Here is a 16,606-nt window from a genome sequence, read left to right on the forward strand (position 1 = left end):
TCCGGACGGTCGGATCCGGCGGCTAGGCTGAACGGCCTATGACCGCACCGCAGAGCCCCATCGGGGCGCACGTTCCCGTGGCCGGCGGGCTCGCCACCGGCGGCCTGAAGTACGCCGCCGAGATCGGCGCCGAGGCGATCCAGGTCTTCGTCGCCAACCCGCGCGGGTGGGCGCTGCCCGAGGGCAGGCCCGCCGAGGACGCCAAGCTCCTGGCGCGCACCGACGTCGCCGTCTACGTGCACGCCCCGTACCTGGTCAACTTCGGCTCGCCCAGCGAGGAGACCCTCGCCAAGTCGATCGCGACCGTCCGGCACTCCCTCGTCCGCGGCCGCGCGATCGGCGCCCGCGGCGTGGTCGTCCACACCGGCTCCGCCGTCAGCCAGAGCTACGACGCGGCCATGGCGCAGGTCCGCGAGCACGTGCTGCCGCTGCTGGAGGGGATCCCCGAGGACGGCCCCGACCTCCTCCTGGAGCCGATGGCGGGCCAGGGCAAGATGCTGTGCGCCAAGGTCCAGGACCTCGGCGCGTTCTTCGACCGCCTCGACCACCACCCGAAGCTCGGCGTCTGCTTCGACACCTGCCACGCGTTCGCCGCGGGCCACGACCTCGCCGCGCCCGGCGGCGTCAAGGACACCATGGACGCCCTGGTCGCCACGGTCGGCGAGGGCCGCCTCAAGCTCGTCCACGCCAACGACTCCAAGGACGCCTGCGGCTCCGCCAAGGACCGGCACGAGAACATCGGTGCGGGGCAGATCGGCGAGCAGCCCTTCGCCGACCTCTTCCGGCACCCCGCCGTGGCCGGCGTCCCGTTCATCATCGAGACCCCCGGCCGCGACCCCGAACCGCACGGCAAGGACATCGCGACCCTCAAGCGCCTCAGAGCCGGCGACCAGCCCTGACCGCGACCGGCACGCCTGACCGGGACCGGGAACCTCAGCCGGAAGGTCGGCCACAACGGACCGCCAGGCGATCGTCCGTAACTCCGACCCGCGGCGGCCGCCACGTTGCGATCGCGTGCGAAGCCAGGTTCGAGCCTGCGAGAACCTGATCGCGAAGCGAGCCCCCAGGGCGAGTCGAAGCGATGCTGCGATCGCCGCTTCGCCCGCCGAAGGGAGGCCCCCCAGGGCCGACCGCCAAGGGCGAAGCAATAAATAGGACTCGGGCGTCGCCGAACAACCCCCCGACTGTTCGACGACGCCCGAGCCACAGGTCGTCGGGTCCCACCCCCCCGGTACGGGACCCGGCGACTCACGATCCGGCGTTCGACTGGCGCCCGCCGGATCTCCGGGTTTGCTGTTGTGGGAGGTTTCGCGGTGGTGGACGGGGATGCCGTCCGGTCCGTCCGCCCGCTCCTCCGAAGCGGTGTGGCGTGTGGTGCCACTGAGAACACTAGAGGTCCGATGCCTCCGATCGGCACCCTGGAAACACAAGGCTCGGTAAACGGTTAGTAGTCAGAGTTATGCGGAGGGTAGTCGCGCGGTGAGCGGTCGGTTTCGCGGGACGAGCGGACGGGCCGGCATGTAGGAACGGTCCACACGACGGTGAGCGGTCCTGTGGGAAAATCACGGCCCGGCGCGGCGGCCGTCTCCGCGGGCGCTCGGCGGGCGCTCAGCGGGCGGCGGCGGGCTCGGGGAGGTGCAGCCGGGCCATGGCGCCGTCGGTGCGGCGGGGCACGCGGCGGCGGGTGAGCAGCGACACCGTGATCATGACGGCGAACGCGGCGGGCGCGACGACCAGGGCGGGCTGGGCGAGCAGCGCGGCGGTCCAGCCGGCGCGCGGGCCGCAGGCGAGCCGGGCGACGCCGGCGGCGACGGACAGCCCGCCGCCGGCGGCGAGTCCGGCGAGCGCGCCGGCGGCGGTCAGGCCCCGCCACCAGATGCCGAGGACGAGCAGCGGGCACAGCGAGCACGCCGACACGCACAGCGCCGTGACGACGAGCTCGGCGGCGTCTCGGGGGCCGATGGCGGGCAGCACGGCGAGCGGCGCGGCCAGCGCGAGGACCACGCCGATCCGGAACACGGTGACGCCGTCGCGGTGCCGCATGCGCTGGGTGACGGTCCCGGCGATGGCGACGACGAGCCCGCAGGAGGTGGAGATGAACGCGGCGAACGCGCCGGCGGCGACGACCCCTGCGAGCAGCGCGCCGGGCAGGCCGGGCGCGGCCCTGAGCGGCAGCACCAGGATGGTGGCGTCGATGTCGCCGGTCATCAGCAGTTCGGGGGTGTAGAGGCGGCCGAGCGTGCCGTAGAGGGCCGGGAAGGCGTAGAAGAGGGCGAGCAGCCCGGGGACGAGCGCGGCGGTGCGGCGGGCGGCCCGCCCGGAGGTGCTCGTGTAGAAGCGCATCAGGATGTGGGGCAGGCCCATCGTCCCGAGGAGGACGCCGAGCAGCGTCGAGTAGGTGGTGTAGAGGCCGCGCCAGGTAGGGGGGCCGGACGGGACGGCCCACATCCCGTCGCTGGGGGCGGTGTGGCGTTCGGCGTGCGGGACGGCGGCGCCGGGCGGGAACACGAGTTCGGTGCCGCGACCGGCGGTGTGCGGACCCTGGCTCAGGGGCACGGGGGCGCGGTCGTGGCGGACGCCGTCGAGCCGTCCCGTGGCGGTGACGGTCACGGCCTGCCGGACGGTCACGGTGACGTCGGTGTGCACGTGGACGCGGGTGGTGCGCTCGAAGCGCGCCGGCCGGTCTCCGGCGGGGGCCGCGCCGCCGCCGGCGTGCCAGATCGCGAGCAGCGCGACGGCGGGGAGGGCGACGGCGGCGAGCTTGATCCAGAACTGCACGGCCTGGACGGTGGTGATGCCGCGCATGCCGCCGGACGCGACGAGGCCGACCGCCACGACGACGATCACGGCCCAGCCCGTCCAGACGGGGGCGCCGGTCAGCACCCGCAGGGTCACGCCGGCGCCCTGGAACTGGGGCAGCAGGTAGAACCAGCCGACGCAGCAGACGCAGCAGGTGACGGCGCGGCGGACGGCCCGGGACCCGAGCCGCCACTCGGCGAAGTCGGAGACCGTGTAGGCGCCGGAGCGGCGCAGCGGGGCGGTGACGAACGCCAGCAGCAGGACGTGCCCGGCGGTGGCGCCGATCGGCAGCCACAGCGTGCCGGTGCCGTAGGCGAGGACGAGCCCGGCGGTGCCGAGGTAGGCCGCGGCGGAGATGTACTCGCCGCCGATCGCGGCGGCGTTCCGGAGGGGGGTGACGCCCTGGGAGGCGACGAGGAAGTCGGAGGTGGTCCGGGCGGAGCGGCGGCCGTGCGCGCCGAGGGCCGCGGTCAGCGCCAGGACCGCGGCCAGGGAGGCGAGCGCGGCCGGCGCCGCCGGGGCGGTCACGCCCGGCCCGCCGGCCTCGTATGGTCGCGCTCGGCGCGTTCGGCGCGGTGCAGCTGCACGAGGGCGGTGATCACCCACAGCGGCTGGACGCCGAGGACCGGCAGCAGCCAGGACGGCGGGAGGCCGAACGGCCGGATCCCGCCGAGGCCCTGGGCGAGGGCGAGAAGGGCCGGGATCGCCGCGGTCACGGCCAGGACGATCGCGGCGGTCTGCAGGGCGATCCGCAACTGGGCACGGACGAGCGCGCGCGTGTCGTAGCGTCCGGGCGCGCACCGGACGCGGGCGGCGGCGGTCCCGGGCGGGACGGTATCGGACGGGTCGGAGTCGGACGCGTCGGAGTCGGGGCGGCCGGTACTGGACGGGTCTGAGTCGGGCGGGCCCTCGCCGGCGGGCACGGGGGCCGCCGCCGGCGCGCCGCCCTCCGGCCGGGCCGGGCCGGGCGTCGGATGCGGGTCAGCCATGGGCGCCGCCACCCTCGCCCGGGCCGCCCGCGCCGCCCGCCGCGTGGTGGAACCGGCGCACCAGCAGGTCGCGGACCTCGCGGGTGTGCCGGCGGCTCACCGGCAGCAGCGCGTCGCCGATCTGCACCGCGGCCCGGCCGCCGTCGAACCGCAGCTCGGTGATGTGCGCGGACGCGACGAGCGTGCTGCGGTGGATCCGGATGAACCCGGCGGCCTCCCACCGCTTCGTCAGCGCCGTCAGCGGCATCCGCACCAGGTAGCCGCCGTCGGCGGTGTGCAGCCGGACGTAGTCGCCCTGCGCCTCGACGTGGGTGACGGTCCGCCGCGACACCAGCCGGGTGCGGCCGCCCAGCTCGACCGGGATCATCTCGTCGTCGGCGCCCGCGTCGGAGGCGTCCTCGCCCTGCGGCCCGGTGCGGGACGCGGCCAGCTCGACCCGCCGGACCGCCTCGGCGAGCCGCTCCGGCCGGACCGGCTTGAGCAGGTAGTCGAGCGCGCCGAGCTCGTAGGCGGTGACGGCGCAGTCGTCGTGCGCGGTGACGAACACGACGTGCGGGGGCGCGGCGAAGCCGGTCAGCAGCCGGGTGAAGTCCAGGCCGTCGAGCCCGGGCATCCGGATGTCCAGGAACACCGCGTCCAGGCGCTCGCCCTCGACGAGCATTCGGCTCAGGTCGCGCAGCGCGGACGAGGCGTCCTCCGCGCCGGTGACCCTCCCGATCCTCGGGTCCTCGCGGAGCAGGTGGACCAGTTCCTCCAGGGCGGGGCGCTCATCGTCGACGGCAAGGACGTGCAGCATGGTGGCGACTTTGCCGCGATTACCGTCTGTCCGCAATCGGTTCCGAAAAGTGAGTACCGCACCGGGGTGCGGACGCTCAGTCCGGAAAGATGCCCGGACGGTACTTCGGAACGCGCAATCTGACCTTCGTTCCCGCTCCGAGCGCTGTCTCGACGGTCAGGCCGTACTCCTCTCCATAGACTTGGCGCATCCGCTCGTCGACGTTGGCGAGCCCGATCCCGCCGCCGCGCCGGTCCGGGGTGGCGACGCTCCCCCATCCGGTCGGTCCCGGGCGGCCGATCGGGGCGGCGAGGATCTCCTGGAGCCGTTCGGGGTCCATGCCGACCCCGTCGTCCTCGATGCTGATCGCGGCCTCGGCGCCGGAGTCGCGCGCCACGATCGAGATGTGCAGCGGGCCGCGGGTGCCCTTCATCCCGTGCCGGATCGCGTTCTCCACCAGCGGCTGCAGGGCGAGGAACGGGACGGCGACGGGCAGCACCTCGGGCGCCACCTGCACGTCGAACCGCAGCCGCTCGCCGAACCTGGCGCGCTCCAGCAGCAGGTACCGGTCGATGGAGCGCAGCTCGTCGGCGAGGGTGGTGAAGTCGCGCGGGTCGCGGAAGGAGTAGCGGGCGAAGTCGGCGAAGTCCAGCAGCAGGCCGCGGGCCCGCTCGGGGTCGGTGCGGACGAACGAGGCGATCGTGGTCAGCGAGTTGTAGACGAAGTGGGGGGAGATCTGCGCGCGCAGCGCCCGCATCTCGGCCTCGGCGAGCCGGATCCGGGCGGTGTCCAGCCGGGCCAGCTCGAGCTGGCCGGTGACCAGCCGGGCCGCCTCGCCGACGGCGCGGACGCGCGCGGTGGACGGACCGGTCCAGTACGCGGTGAGGGTCGCCTCGACGCGCCCCTCGATGGTGAGCGGCGCGACCATGGCGACGCGGACGCGGCACAGCGGGTCGCGGCAGCCGAGCAGCTCCGGGGCGATCACGCGGGGGCGGCCGGAGGCGAGCACGGGCAGCGCGTGGGCGACGGCGTCGCCGGCGTGCTCGTCGCGTCCGGCGCCGTCCCAGGCCAGCAGCCGGGGGGCGGGGTCGGCGCCGTCACCGCGGCCGGGGCGCGAACCGGCGGCGCGGTCGCCGCCGCCGTACGCGCCCTCGGCGTAGGGCTCGTCGCCGTACCGGTCGGCGCCGTGGGGATCGTCGTCGTACCGGTCGTCGTCATAGGGATCGTCGCCGTAGGGGGCGTCCGCGTACGGGTCGTCGTCGCCGGTGGGGACGCCCACGACCGCGACGGCCTCGGCGCCGAGCAGCGTCCGCAGGTGCCGGGCCGCCTTGCGGGCCGACCCGGGGGTCAGCCCGCCGCGCAGCGGCGGCGCCACGCGGGCGAGGGCGTGCAGGGTCGCGAACGACGCCTGCTCCGCCGGGACGGCGGGGGCGCGGCGCGGGAGCCGCAGCCGCCCGCGCAGCGCGACCGCGCCCGCGGCGGCGCCCGCGGCCAGGGCGCCCGCGAGAATGTCCGCGACGGACGGTAGGACCATGACAACGTACGGTAACGGTTGTCTTCCGCCAAGGTCGGTGTGTTGCCGATTTACGGCGGTGTCCGGCCCTCACGGCTCACAGGGGCGGCTCAGAGGGGCGGCGCCTCGCCCTCGTCCTCCTGGTAGGAGTACCGCTGCTCGGACCAGGGGTCGGCGACGTTGTGGTAGCCGCGCTCCTCCCAGAACCCGCGGCGGTCCTTCACCAGGTACTCCACGCCCCGGACCCACTTCACGCTCTTCCACGCGTACAGGTGCGGGACGACGATCCGGATCGGGAAGCCGTGGTCGGCGGTGAGCCGCTCGCCGTCGTGGTGGGTGGCGAACATCGTCCCGTCGGCGAGGAAGTCGCTCATCCGGATGTTGGCGCTGTAGCCGTACTCGGCCCACACCATCACGTGCGTCACGTCCGGCGCGGGCGGCGCCAGCTCGACGATCGCCGAGCCGGGGACGCCCTCCCACTCGTTGCCGGGGATCGTGAACTTGGTGACGCAGTGGAAGTCGGAGATCGCGCGCACCCGCGGCAGCGCGTCGAACTCCTCCCAGCTCCACCGGTGCTGCTCCCCCGACGCGGTGGCGCCGAAGACCCGGAAGTCCCAGTCCTTGGGACGGAACTTGGGGACCGGCCCGTAGTGGAGGACCGGCCAGCCCCGGGGGACGTACTGGCCTGGCGGCAGGTCCCGCGGCTGCGGCGCGGACGGTTCGGGGTGGGACATGACGCCGCCATCCTGCCATCAGGCGTGAGCTGAGCCATATTCGGGGGCCTTGCGGGATTCGGCGGCGCGCATCGGCTACGCTGAGCCCGTGCGCAACATCGTGTATTTCTTCTGGTTCGACCAGCCCGGGCGGCTGGTCTGCCAGACGTTGCGCTGACAGACCACAAGGCGAGAGCCCCGGGCCCCATCGGCCCGGGGCTCTCGTCGTTTCCAGGGGGTCGTCCGCGGGATCCGGCCCGGATCCGCGCGCGGTCCGCGTGATGAGGAGAGGCAGCACACCCATGGTCGTCGTCATGGCCCCGGAGGCCACCGAAGCCGATATCAAGGCCGTCGTCTCACTGGTCGAGACGGCGGGAGGCGACGCGTTCGTCAGCCGGGGCGTGGAACGCACCATCGTCGGGCTCGTCGGCGACGTCCAGCAGTTCGGGTCGCTGAACCTGCGCGGGATGCGCGGGGTGACCGACGTGGTGCGCATCTCGGTCCCCTACAAGCTGGTGAGCCGCGAGCACCACGCCGAGCGCACGGTGGTGCGGGTCGGCGGCGTGCCGATCGGCCCGGGCACGGTGACGCTGATCGCCGGCCCGTGCGCGGTGGAGACCCCGGAGCAGACGCTCGGCGCGGCGCAGATGGCGCAGGCGGCGGGCGCGACCCTGCTGCGCGGCGGCGCGTTCAAGCCCCGCACGTCGCCGTACGCCTTCCAGGGCCTCGGCGAGGCCGGCCTGCGCATCCTCGCGGACGTGCGGGAGGAGACGGGCATGCCGATCGTCACCGAGGTGGTGGACGCCGGGGACGTCGATCTCGTCGCGTCCTACGCCGACATGCTGCAGATCGGCACCCGCAACGCGCAGAACTTCGCGCTGCTGCAGGCCGCGGGCGAGTCCGGCAAGCCGGTGATGCTCAAGCGCGGCATGAACGGCACGATCGAGGAGTGGCTGATGGCCGCCGAGTACGTCGCGCAGCGCGGCAACCTCGACATCGTGCTGTGCGAGCGCGGCATCCGCACGTTCGAGAAGGCCACCCGCAACACCCTCGACATCTCCGCGGTCCCGGTGGCGCAGCGCCTCTCCCACCTGCCGGTGATCGTGGACCCGTCGCACTCGGGCGGCAGCCGCGACCTGGTGCTCCCGCTGACCCGCGCGGCCGTCGCGGTCGGCGCCGACGGCGTGATCATCGACGTGCACCCGCACCCGGAGACCGCGCTGTGCGACGGCCCGCAGGCCCTGGTGGACGGCGACCTGCGCGAGCTGGCCAAGCTCATGCGCGACCTGCCGCCCATCGTCGGCCGCACCCTGACCGAGGCGCCCGGCCCCGTCCCCGCCTGACCCGGCCCGGCGCCGCCCGACCCCGTCGGCTTGTGGCGTGTCGCCCTCATGAGGACCTTCATGACGGCGATACGCCGCGAGTCAACGCGAGTGCGGGCTGCTGGTAGTTTCGTGGGCATGGCGTACTGGACCTCGAACCTCGGCCCGCCCCGCTCCTGACGGGGCGCGGCGACGGCACCTCCCTGCGAGTCCTGACGGACCCGGCGCGATCGCGCCCGGTCCGCGTTCTCCTGCGCCCCGGATCCGGATCCTTCCCTCCCGATTCGAGCCCAGGAGCCTTTCCCGTGTCTCTGCGCACGTCCAGAACCTTCGGAACGTCCCGGCGGGCATCCGCGCCCGCGTCCCCGGCCTCCCGGCGGGCCTCGGCGCCCGCGTCCCCGGCCTCCCGGCGCGCCCTCGGAGGCGGCGCCGACATCCTCCTCGCCGCGTCCCTGTGGGGCACGACCGGGACGGCCCGCACCTTCGCGCCCGGCGCGTCCAGCGTCTCCGTCGCCGCCGCCCGGATCGTCATCGGCGGGCTGCTGCTGTTCGCCTTCGCCGCCGCCACCCGCCGCGACGGCCTGCGCCGCCTCCTGCGCGGCCGGTCCCGCCTGGGTCCGCTCGCGCTCGGCGCCGCGGCGATCGCGGTGTACCAGGTCGCGTTCTTCGTCGCCGTCGCCCGGACCGGCGTCGCCGTCGGCACCGTCGTCACGATCGGCAGCGCGCCCGCGTTCACCGGGCTGATCGGGCTCGCGACGCGGCGGGCCGTCCTCACCGGCCGCTGGACGCTCGCGACCGCGGGCGCCGTCGGCGGCTGCGCCCTGCTGGTCGGCGCCGGGCACGGCTCCGGCGTCGACCCCGCCGGCATCGCGCTCGCGCTGCTGTCCGGGCTGGCCTACGCGGTGTACGCGACCACCGCGTCCGCACTGATCACCCGCGGCGAGGACGACCGGGCGACCGCCGGGGCGCTGTTCGGCGCCGCCGCGGTGCTGCTCGTCCCGGTCCTCGCGGCCGAGCCCGCCGGGTGGCTGCTCACCGGCTCCGGCGCGGCGACCGCCCTCTACCTCGGCGCGGTCACCACCGGCCTCGGCTACGTGCTGTTCGCGCGGGGGCTGCGCGGCACCCCCGCCACGACGGCGACGACGCTGACCCTCGCCGAACCCGCCGTCGCGGCGGTCCTCGGCACGGCGGTGCTCGGCGAGCACCTGGGCGGGACGGCCTACGCCGGCCTCGCGCTGCTCGCCGCCAGTCTCGTCGTGCTCTTCGCGCCCGCGCGGCGTCCGCGAAAGCACGGGGAACGCGGGCCGAGCGGTAACGAATTGGTCTGAACCACTCGCCAGATCGGGAGGCGGCGAGGATGATGTCCGGCATGACGATGGGCGATGGCGACGCCGGGGGACGGCTGTTCCCGGAGGACCTGGACGGCGTCGACCCGGTCGCCGCCGTGATGCTGGCGGACGCCTGCCGCTCCCTCGCCGCCTACCCCGATCTGGTGGCGGTCGGCCCGCTGTTCACCGCGGCCGAGCGGGTCTCCGGCGGCTGGCAGGTCGTCTGCCCGCCGGACCCGCTGCCGCAGGGCGCGCGCGAGCTTCTCGCCGACCACCTCGACGAGCGCGCCGCCCGGATGGACGAGGGGGCCGCGGGCGAGTTCCGGCGGGCCGCGGCGGCGCTGCGGACCGGGCCGTCCGACACGGTGGCGGCGGCCGGCCGGCGGTTCGCGATCGTGCGGGTCGAGCAGCTGGTGCGGACCGGCCCGGACGGCCCCGAACCGCCCCGGCCGAGCGACCCCGACCCGCGTCCGGCGTCCGTCCCGGCCTCCTACCGCCGCCCCTACGACCTGCTGTCGGGCGAGGGCACCGGATCCGACCTCGCCACCGCCGAGCTGCTGTGCCAGGTGCTGGACGCGGCGGCGCTCAGCGGCAGCGAGCCGTCCGGCGCGTTCCTCACCCCGGTCGCGCTCGCGCCCGCGTTCACCGTCGCCGAGCGCGGCCCCGGCGGCCCCGGCGTCCCGGGCGGGCCGTCCCGCGAGCGCCGCTGGCGCCCGGTCGGCCGCCTGCACGCCACCCCGCAGCAGGCCCGCGACTCGCTGGCCGGCTACCTGCGCGACGTGGCGCCGGCCGTCGAGGCCCTCGGCGAGACCGACGCCGCCGCCTACGCGGAGGCCGCGGAGCTGCTGGCGGAGGAGCCCCGGCGCAACGGCATCTCGGTCGCGGGACGCCGCTTCCGGATCGTCCGCATCGAGCGCATCACCCTCCTGGGCCCCGAGGGCCCCGAGCCCCCGCGTCCGACCGACTTCGACCAGTACTGATCGCGCCGGCCCCGCCCCCTCGGGAGGAGGACGCGGGGCCGGAGCGGTGGGACGGGGTCAGGACGCGGCGGCGTCCCCGTAGACGGGGCGGTGCTCCTGGACGGACTCGGCGAGCTGGTCGGCGAGCTCGCCGACGTCGAGGCGCTTCTCGATCTGCCGGAGGTCGTCGATCTTGGCGCGGGTCTCGGCGCGGCGCGGCGCGAGCATCGTGCAGCAGTCCTCGTCGGGCAGCTCGGAGACGGACAGCGTGCGGATGCGGCGCGCCTGGTCCATGATCTCGATCTTGTCCATGCCGACGAGCGGGCGCAGGATGGGCAGCTCGACGGCGTCGTCCAGCGCGGTGATGTTGGCGAGGGTCTGGCTGGACACCTGGCCGAGCGCGTCGCCGGTGATCAGCGCGGAGCCGCGGAGGCGGCGGGCGAGGACCTCGCCGGTGCGCAGCATGAGGCGGCGCTGCGCGATCACCGCGAGCCGGTCGGCGCCGGACGACTTGATCTGCTGCTGCGCCTTGCCGAACGGGACGACGAACAGCCGGGACCCGCCCTGGAACTTGTCCAGCTCGCGGACCAGCGCGTACGCCTTGTAGATCGACTCCGGGCCGGTGAACGGCATGCCGGAGAAGTGCAGGTAGTCGACGCGCAGGCCGCGGCGCATCATCCGGTACGCGGCGACGGGCGAGTCGATGCCGCCGGACATCAGCACGAGGGCGCGGCCGCTCATCCCGACGGGCAGGCCGCCCTGGCCGGGCAGGCCGCCGGAGTAGACGAACACCTCGTCCCGGTCGACCTCGATCGACAGGGTGTGCACCGGGTCCTTCAGCTTGACGGGCTGGCCGTAGCGGGCGGCGACGAGCGCGCCGATGTGCCGGTCCAGCTCGGTGGAGGTCATCGGGAAGCGCTTGTCGCGGCGCCGGGACCGGACGGCGAACGTGCCGAGGCGGCCGTCCATGAGCTCCAGGGCGGCGCGCTCGACGCTGGCGAGGTCCTTGCCGACCCGCCAGGCGCGGTGCGCCCACACGATGCCCATGACGTCGGTGATCCGCTGCGCGACCCGCTCCATGGTGGCCAGATCGGCGTCGTGCTTGCGGACGATGAACACGCCGTGCCGCCGGATGACGTCGACGCGGGCGATGGGCCGGACGGCCTGCCGGACGTTGTCGGCCAGGCGGCGCTCGAACAGCTCGCGGTTCTTGCCCTTGAGGACGACCTCGCCGAGTTTGAGCAGCACGCACGGCTCCCCGTCGACCGGGGACTGCTCCCGGACGTCCGCGGGCGCGGTCTCGAGCGTGGTCATGCGTGGTCCTCCCGGCGGGAACGGGTCAAGGGGCGGCCTCCAGTGTGGCCCACTCACCCCAACATCGCGACCCGGAAAACGTGTTCCCGCCGGGAGGGACGGGTTCGGCCGGGTTCGGCCGGACGGGTCAGCCGAAGAAGACCTCGGCCTCGGCGTAGCGCTCCAGCGGGACGGTCTTCAGCTCCTTGGTCGCCTCGTCGAGGCCGACGCGGACGATGTCGGTGCCCTGGAGCGCGACCATCTTGCCGAAGTCGCCGTCGCGGACGGCGTCGATGGCCTGCAGGCCGAACCGGGTGGCGAGGACACGGTCGAACGCGGTGGGGGTGCCGCCGCGCTGGATGTGCCCGAGCACGGTCGCGCGGGCCTCCTTGCCGGTGCGCTTCTCGATCTCGTCGGCGAGGGCCTGGCCGATGCCGCCGAGCCGGACGTGCCCGAACGCGTCGCGCTCGCCGGTCTGCAGCTGCATCTGCCCGTCGATCGGGTGGGCGCCCTCCGACACGACGATGATCGGCGCGTAGCGGGTCTTGAACCGGCTCTCGACGTACTCGACGACCTTGTCGATGTCGAACGGCCGCTCGGGGATCAGGATGACGTTGGCGCCGGCGGCCATGCCGACGTGCAGCGCGATCCACCCCGCGTGGCGGCCCATGACCTCGCAGATCAGCGCGCGGTGGTGGCTCTCGGCGGTGGTGTGCAGCCGGTCGACGGCCTCCATGCCGATGTTCACCGCGGTGTCGAAGCCGAAGGTGTAGTCGGTGGCGTTGAGGTCGTTGTCGATCGTCTTGGGGACGCCGACGACGTTGACGCCGTTGGCGTACAGCTCGCGGGCGACGCCGAGGGTGTCCTCGCCGCCGATGGCGATCAGGGCGTCGACGCCGAGGCCGGCGAGGTTGTCCTTGATCCGCTCGACGCCCCCCTCGACCTTGACCGGGTTGGTCCGGGACGAGCCGAGGATCGTGCCGCCGCGCGGCAGGATCCCGCGGACGGCCTGCACGTCGAGGGCGACGGTGTCGCCTTCGAGGGGCCCGCGCCAGCCGGCCCGGAAGCCCACGAACTCGTAGCCGAAGACCTGCACGCCCTTGCGGACGACCGCGCGGATGACCGCGTTCAGGCCGGGGCAGTCCCCACCTCCGGTGAGCACTCCGACTCGCATGCCGTCTCCTTCTCCCGCCACCGGGCTCCTCCCTCGGGTCACATGGCCAGACTAGTGGTCAGCGCATGGCTACGCAGGGCATTCGCCGGGCGTCCCGGCGTGCCGTCATTGGTCTAGACCATAGCCTCCGGAGGCGCCCCGCGGCACGCCGTCCGGCGGGACGCGGCGCCGGCGCGACGGGCCCCGGATGATCCGGACCCTTCCCCGGAAGAGCACCGCCACTCCCCCCGGTGCGCGCCGTACCGCCGCCCGCCGGCGACGCGGTGCGGACGCGCCGTCATAGGCCCAACCGATCTCCGCGAGCGCCAGTTCCCGCGCCGCTTCCCCGGCGAGGCCGTCGCGGTGCGCCCGCGCGAAGTCCCATCCGTCGCGGAACGATCCCTGGGCCGGGCGTCCGGCCGCCCACGCGGCGAACTCCGCCTTCCAGGACGTTCCGTAGGCGGCGGCGAGGGCGGGCCAGGCGCGCTCCACCTCGCCGGCCCGTTTCAGCAGGACGCTGTGCGCGGCGGCCCGCACCGCGGCGGCGTCGAACCCGGCGGGCATCGGGCCGCCCGCCGCCATCGCGCGGACGAGGGCCTCCTGTGCCGCGGCCAGCGCGGGGTCGAATGCTCCCGGGTCCACTGCGCTCATGTGACGGCCGCGCTCGTGTGAACGGCCGCGCTCATGTGACGGCCGCCAGGCCGGACGCGGCGGCGATGGCGTCCAGCTCGGCCTGGAGCTCGCCGGTCGGCGGGTAGCGGCCGTCGCGCTCCAGCAGGAACCCGGGCGGGCGGCGCCGCGCGCACACCTCCCGGATCAGGTCCAGGACCTCTTGCGGGACGGCCGCCGTATGCGTGTCGTGGTAGCGGCCGTCCCGCTCGACGCCGCCCGCGACGTGGCAGTAGGCGACGCGTTCCAGCGGCAGGCGGTCGATGAGGTCCAGCGGGTCCTCGCCCCGGTTGCGGGCGTTGGCGTGCACGTTGGCGACGTCCAGCAGCAGGAGGGCGCCGGTGCGGTCCAGGAGCTCGGTGAGGAAGTCGCCTTCGGTGTACTCGGCGTCCGGCCAGTCGAAGAGCGCGGCGATGGGCTCGACGGCGAGCGGGACGGGCAGCTCGGCCTGCGTGCGGCGGACGTTGGCGGTGAGGGCGTCCAGCGCCGCCCGCGTGCGCGGCACCGGCAGCAGGTGCCCGGCCTCGATCCCGCCCGCCCGGACGAACGCGACGTGCTCGCTGACCAGCGGCGCGCCGAGCGCCTCGGCGCAGGCGGCCAGGTGCGCGACGCGCTCGGCGGCCACCGGCTCGGCGCCGCCGAGCGACAGCTTCACGCCGTGCGGGACGACGGCCGCGCCGCGCCCGCGCAGTTCCAGCAGGCCGGGCGCGGGACGCGCCGGGTGGACGGACTCGGCGATCACCTCGGTGAAGCGCAGCCCGGGCAGCGCGCCGACGAACCCGGCGATCTCCGGCCGCCAGCCGAGGCCGACGCCCAGATCGGGCAGGCCGGGCGCGCCGGGCAGGGAGGGCGTGCCGTCAGCCGCCACCGCAGCCCCCTCCGCATCCGCCGCCGCCGCACCCGCCGCCGCAGCTCGCTCCCCCGCATCCGTGCCCGCCGCCGTGCCCGCCACCGTGATCCCCGCCGTGCCCGCCGCCGTGCCCGCCGCCGCCGTGGTGGTACCCGCCGTCCGAGGAGTCCCCGAGCAGGAACACCGAGCCGGACGTCCCGTCCCCGCCCGACGTCCCGGCAGGCCCGGCGCTCGCCAGGTAGTGCGCCGCTCCGAGCGTCTTGGCGTACACGGGGTCCCAGGCGGTGAGCGCGGGGACGCCGAAGAGCGCGACGGCCATCAGGATCCTCGGCGCGGCCAGTTCCTCGTACGGGCCGTCGATCGGCGGCGACAGGTCGTCGTGGTCCTTCCGCGTCCGGTCGAGGACCCGGTCGCCTTCCGCGGTGCGCCCGTGGGCCGAGCCGAGCGCGAACGCCGGGACGGCGACCGCGATCAGCACCAGCACGCCGGCGGTCATCACCGGCACGCCGTGGCGGGTGCCGACAGCGATCCACCCGGCGATGCCGAGCAGCGCCCAGATCCGGACGGGCCACAGCATCCGCCTCAGGCGGCGCCGCGCGTCCTCGGGGACGAGGAGGCCCTGCGCGGCCAGGTCGCCGCGGAGCCGGCCGAACGCGTCCCGGACGCCGGGCTCGGCGGCGAGACCCGGCAGCGTCGGATCCGCGGACTCGGCGAGCGCGGCGTGCAGGGCCGCGTCCAGCGCCGCGCCGCCGCTGGGCGCCGTCTCGCCGGGACTGATCCGCCCGTCGGCGTGGACCTCGATCGCCTCGTCGAGCTTCAGCGCCGCCATCGCGACGGCGGTCGCGGCCGGCTCCCCGCCGCGCAGGTAGGCGACCTCGCGGGGATCCAGGTCCCGGGCGGGGGGACGGCCCCGGCGCACCGCCGCCCGCGTCCGGGCGGGCGCCACCAGCAGGACCGCCGCGACCAGCGCGTACACCGCCAGAACCAGGATGGAGACCTGTGTCGCTCCCAATCCGCCGCCCCCTTCGTCCGCCGTCGGCCGTCCTCTGGGGACGCGGGGACCGGGGTGCCGGTTCCGTACCGGCCGTTATCGGACAGGCGCCGCCGGATCAGGACTCCTCGTCCAGGCCCTTCTCGATGGCGTAGCGGACGAGCTCGACGCGGTTGTGGAGCTGGAGCTTGCCGAGGGTGTTCTGCACGTGGTTCTGCACCGTGCGGTGCGACAGGACGAGCCGCTGCGCGATCTGCTTGTACGTCAGGCCCTTGGCGACGAGCCGCAGCACCTCGGTCTCGCGGTCGGTGAGCCGGGGCGCGTCGTCGTCCTCGCGGGCGGGCGCGGCGGCGAGCCTGCGGTACTCGCCGAGGACGAGCCCGGCGAGGCCGGGCGTGAACACCGCGTCGCCGTCGGCGGTGCGGCGGACCGCGTCCAGGAACTCCTCGCGCCCGGCGGACTTGAGCAGGTAGCCGGTGGCGCCCGCCTTCACCGCCTCCAGGACGTCCTGCTGCTCGCCGCTGGCCGACAGCACCAGCACCCGCACGGGCGGGTCGGCCGCGGCGAGGTGCCGGGTGACCTCGACGCCGCTGATGTCGGGCAGCTGCAGGTCGACCACGGCGACGCGGGGGCGCGCGGCGGCGGCGATGCGGACGGCGGTGCGGCCCTCCCCGGCGGTGGCGACGACCTCGTGCCCCGCCTCGGCGAGGTCGCGGGCGACGGCGTCGCGCCACATCGGATGGTCGTCGACGACCATGACCCTCAACGGAACCTCGCTCACGCTCACACCCTAGACGTCGCGGACCGGCACGGAACTACGCGGAACGGTCATCTCGATCTCGGTGCCCTCGCCGGGCGCCGAGACGATCGAGACCGTGCCGCCGAGGTCGCGGACGCGGCCCCGGATGGACTGGGCGACGCCGAGCCGGCCGGACGCGGCCGCGGCGTCGAGGCGGCCGGGCGGCATGCCGGGGCCGTCGTCGCGGACGCTGACGGTGACCTCGCCGGGGCCGTCCTCCAGCAGGACCCAGGCGCGGGCGCCGTCGCCGCAGTGCCGCCGGACGTTGTCCAGCGCCGCCGCGACCGCCGCGGCGACCTCGTGGGCGGCGTGCTCGGGCAGCGGCACGGGCGTCGCGGGGGTCGACACGGTCACCGACGCGGACGCCTGGCCGGTCAGCAGCGGGGCCAGGTCGGCCTCGCGCCCCCCGCCGTCCGCCGGGCGCGGCACGGCCGCGCCGGCGGGGGCCGGGCC

At 75.3% G+C, this 16,606-nt stretch carries 16 protein-coding genes; 4 read left to right on the forward strand and 12 right to left on the reverse strand.

Features of this window, described 5'->3' with window-relative positions; all coding sequences use genetic code 11:
* Positions 1-38: 38 nt before the first annotated feature.
* Positions 39-899, forward strand: coding sequence for a deoxyribonuclease IV (locus tag amrb99_RS28885; RefSeq protein ID WP_190861871.1), 861 nt, complete (start codon positions 39-41; stop codon positions 897-899).
* A gap of 709 nt (positions 900-1,608) precedes the next feature.
* On the opposite strand, the gene amrb99_RS28890 is transcribed toward amrb99_RS28885, so the two are convergent.
* The 5 genes from amrb99_RS28890 to amrb99_RS28910 form a co-directional block, all read right to left on the reverse strand.
* Positions 1,609-3,327 carry a cation acetate symporter gene (locus amrb99_RS28890; RefSeq protein ID WP_206700145.1) on the reverse strand — a complete coding sequence of 573 codons (1,719 nt, stop codon included), beginning with the start codon at positions 3,325-3,327 and terminating at the stop codon, positions 1,609-1,611.
* Positions 3,324-3,788 carry a hypothetical protein gene (locus tag amrb99_RS28895; RefSeq protein ID WP_190861873.1) on the reverse strand — a complete coding sequence of 155 codons (465 nt, stop codon included), beginning with the start codon at positions 3,786-3,788 and terminating at the stop codon, positions 3,324-3,326. The genes amrb99_RS28890 and amrb99_RS28895 overlap by 4 nt, the downstream gene beginning before the upstream one ends.
* Complete coding sequence (locus tag amrb99_RS28900; protein ID WP_190861875.1) at positions 3,781-4,584, reverse strand: LytTR family DNA-binding domain-containing protein; 804 nt, start codon at positions 4,582-4,584, stop codon at positions 3,781-3,783. The genes amrb99_RS28895 and amrb99_RS28900 overlap by 8 nt, the downstream gene beginning before the upstream one ends.
* Before the next feature lie 76 nt (positions 4,585-4,660).
* Positions 4,661-6,097, reverse strand: a complete 1,437-nt coding sequence (locus amrb99_RS28905) for a histidine kinase (RefSeq protein ID WP_241756030.1) — start codon at positions 6,095-6,097, stop codon at positions 4,661-4,663.
* Between the two features lie 89 nt (positions 6,098-6,186).
* Entirely contained in the window at positions 6,187-6,810 is a 624-nt protein-coding gene (locus amrb99_RS28910; RefSeq protein ID WP_190861877.1) for a sulfite oxidase-like oxidoreductase, read from the reverse strand.
* 281 nt (positions 6,811-7,091) lie between these two features.
* Here amrb99_RS28910 and aroF point away from each other — a divergent pair, with 281 nt between their 5' ends.
* From aroF to amrb99_RS28925, 3 genes are all read left to right on the forward strand, one after another.
* On the forward strand, positions 7,092-8,132 hold the full coding sequence (gene aroF / locus amrb99_RS28915; protein ID WP_190861879.1) for a 3-deoxy-7-phosphoheptulonate synthase: 1,041 nt from the start codon (positions 7,092-7,094) through the stop codon (positions 8,130-8,132).
* Between the two features lie 284 nt (positions 8,133-8,416).
* The gene (locus amrb99_RS28920) at positions 8,417-9,439 is read left to right on the forward strand and encodes an EamA family transporter (protein ID WP_347256910.1); all 1,023 of its coding nucleotides are present in this window, start codon (positions 8,417-8,419) and stop codon (positions 9,437-9,439) included.
* Positions 9,440-9,480: 41 nt separating this feature from the next.
* Positions 9,481-10,419: a DUF5954 family protein gene (locus amrb99_RS28925; RefSeq protein WP_190861881.1), complete on the forward strand. Its 939-nt coding sequence runs from the start codon at positions 9,481-9,483 to the stop codon at positions 10,417-10,419.
* 57 nt (positions 10,420-10,476) lie between these two features.
* Here amrb99_RS28925 and thiI read toward each other — a convergent pair whose 3' ends face one another.
* The 7 genes from thiI to amrb99_RS28960 form a co-directional block, all read right to left on the reverse strand.
* Entirely contained in the window at positions 10,477-11,712 is a 1,236-nt protein-coding gene (gene thiI, locus amrb99_RS28930) for a tRNA uracil 4-sulfurtransferase ThiI (RefSeq protein ID WP_190861883.1), read from the reverse strand.
* A 127-nt stretch (positions 11,713-11,839) separates the two neighbouring features.
* Positions 11,840-12,865: a 6-phosphofructokinase gene (locus tag amrb99_RS28935; RefSeq protein WP_190861885.1), complete on the reverse strand. Its 1,026-nt coding sequence runs from the start codon at positions 12,863-12,865 to the stop codon at positions 11,840-11,842.
* Positions 12,866-12,970: 105 nt separating this feature from the next.
* Positions 12,971-13,486 carry a hypothetical protein gene (locus amrb99_RS28940; RefSeq protein WP_206700146.1) on the reverse strand — a complete coding sequence of 172 codons (516 nt, stop codon included), beginning with the start codon at positions 13,484-13,486 and terminating at the stop codon, positions 12,971-12,973.
* A 40-nt stretch (positions 13,487-13,526) separates the two neighbouring features.
* Positions 13,527-14,381, reverse strand: coding sequence for a DUF692 domain-containing protein (locus amrb99_RS28945; protein ID WP_206700147.1), 855 nt, complete (start codon positions 14,379-14,381; stop codon positions 13,527-13,529).
* On the reverse strand, positions 14,371-15,375 hold the full coding sequence (locus amrb99_RS28950) for a TIGR04222 domain-containing membrane protein (protein ID WP_190861889.1): 1,005 nt from the start codon (positions 15,373-15,375) through the stop codon (positions 14,371-14,373). Before amrb99_RS28950 ends, amrb99_RS28945 begins: the two co-directional genes overlap by 11 nt.
* A gap of 97 nt (positions 15,376-15,472) precedes the next feature.
* A complete protein-coding gene (locus amrb99_RS28955) occupies positions 15,473-16,111 on the reverse strand; it encodes a response regulator transcription factor (protein ID WP_190861926.1) in 639 nt (212 codons plus the stop codon).
* A 33-nt stretch (positions 16,112-16,144) separates the two neighbouring features.
* Positions 16,145-16,606: ATP-binding protein (locus amrb99_RS28960; RefSeq protein WP_241756031.1), on the reverse strand; the 462-nt coding region annotated here is incomplete at its 5' end.

Source organism: Actinomadura sp. RB99, assembly GCF_014706005.1.
Lineage (GTDB): Bacteria > Actinomycetota > Actinomycetes > Streptosporangiales > Streptosporangiaceae > Spirillospora.

Bases quoted from the DNA above. Each gene is read 5' to 3' on its own strand.
- amrb99_RS28900 (WP_190861875.1), bottom strand. From the start codon at position 4,584: ATGCTGCACGTCCTTGCCGTCGACGATGAGCGCCCCGCCCTGGAGGAA.
- aroF (WP_190861879.1), top strand. From the start codon at position 7,092: ATGGTCGTCGTCATGGCCCCGGAGGCCACCGAAGCCGATATCAAGGCC.
- amrb99_RS28895 (WP_190861873.1), bottom strand. From the start codon at position 3,788: ATGGCTGACCCGCATCCGACGCCCGGCCCGGCCCGGCCGGAGGGCGGC.
- amrb99_RS28910 (WP_190861877.1), bottom strand. From the start codon at position 6,810: ATGTCCCACCCCGAACCGTCCGCGCCGCAGCCGCGGGACCTGCCGCCA.
- amrb99_RS28905 (WP_241756030.1), bottom strand. From the start codon at position 6,097: ATGGTCCTACCGTCCGTCGCGGACATTCTCGCGGGCGCCCTGGCCGCG.
- amrb99_RS28925 (WP_190861881.1), top strand. From the start codon at position 9,481: ATGACGATGGGCGATGGCGACGCCGGGGGACGGCTGTTCCCGGAGGAC.
- amrb99_RS28935 (WP_190861885.1), bottom strand. From the start codon at position 12,865: ATGCGAGTCGGAGTGCTCACCGGAGGTGGGGACTGCCCCGGCCTGAAC.
- amrb99_RS28955 (WP_190861926.1), bottom strand. From the start codon at position 16,111: ATGGTCGTCGACGACCATCCGATGTGGCGCGACGCCGTCGCCCGCGAC.
- amrb99_RS28885 (WP_190861871.1), top strand. From the start codon at position 39: ATGACCGCACCGCAGAGCCCCATCGGGGCGCACGTTCCCGTGGCCGGC.
- thiI (WP_190861883.1), bottom strand. From the start codon at position 11,712: ATGACCACGCTCGAGACCGCGCCCGCGGACGTCCGGGAGCAGTCCCCG.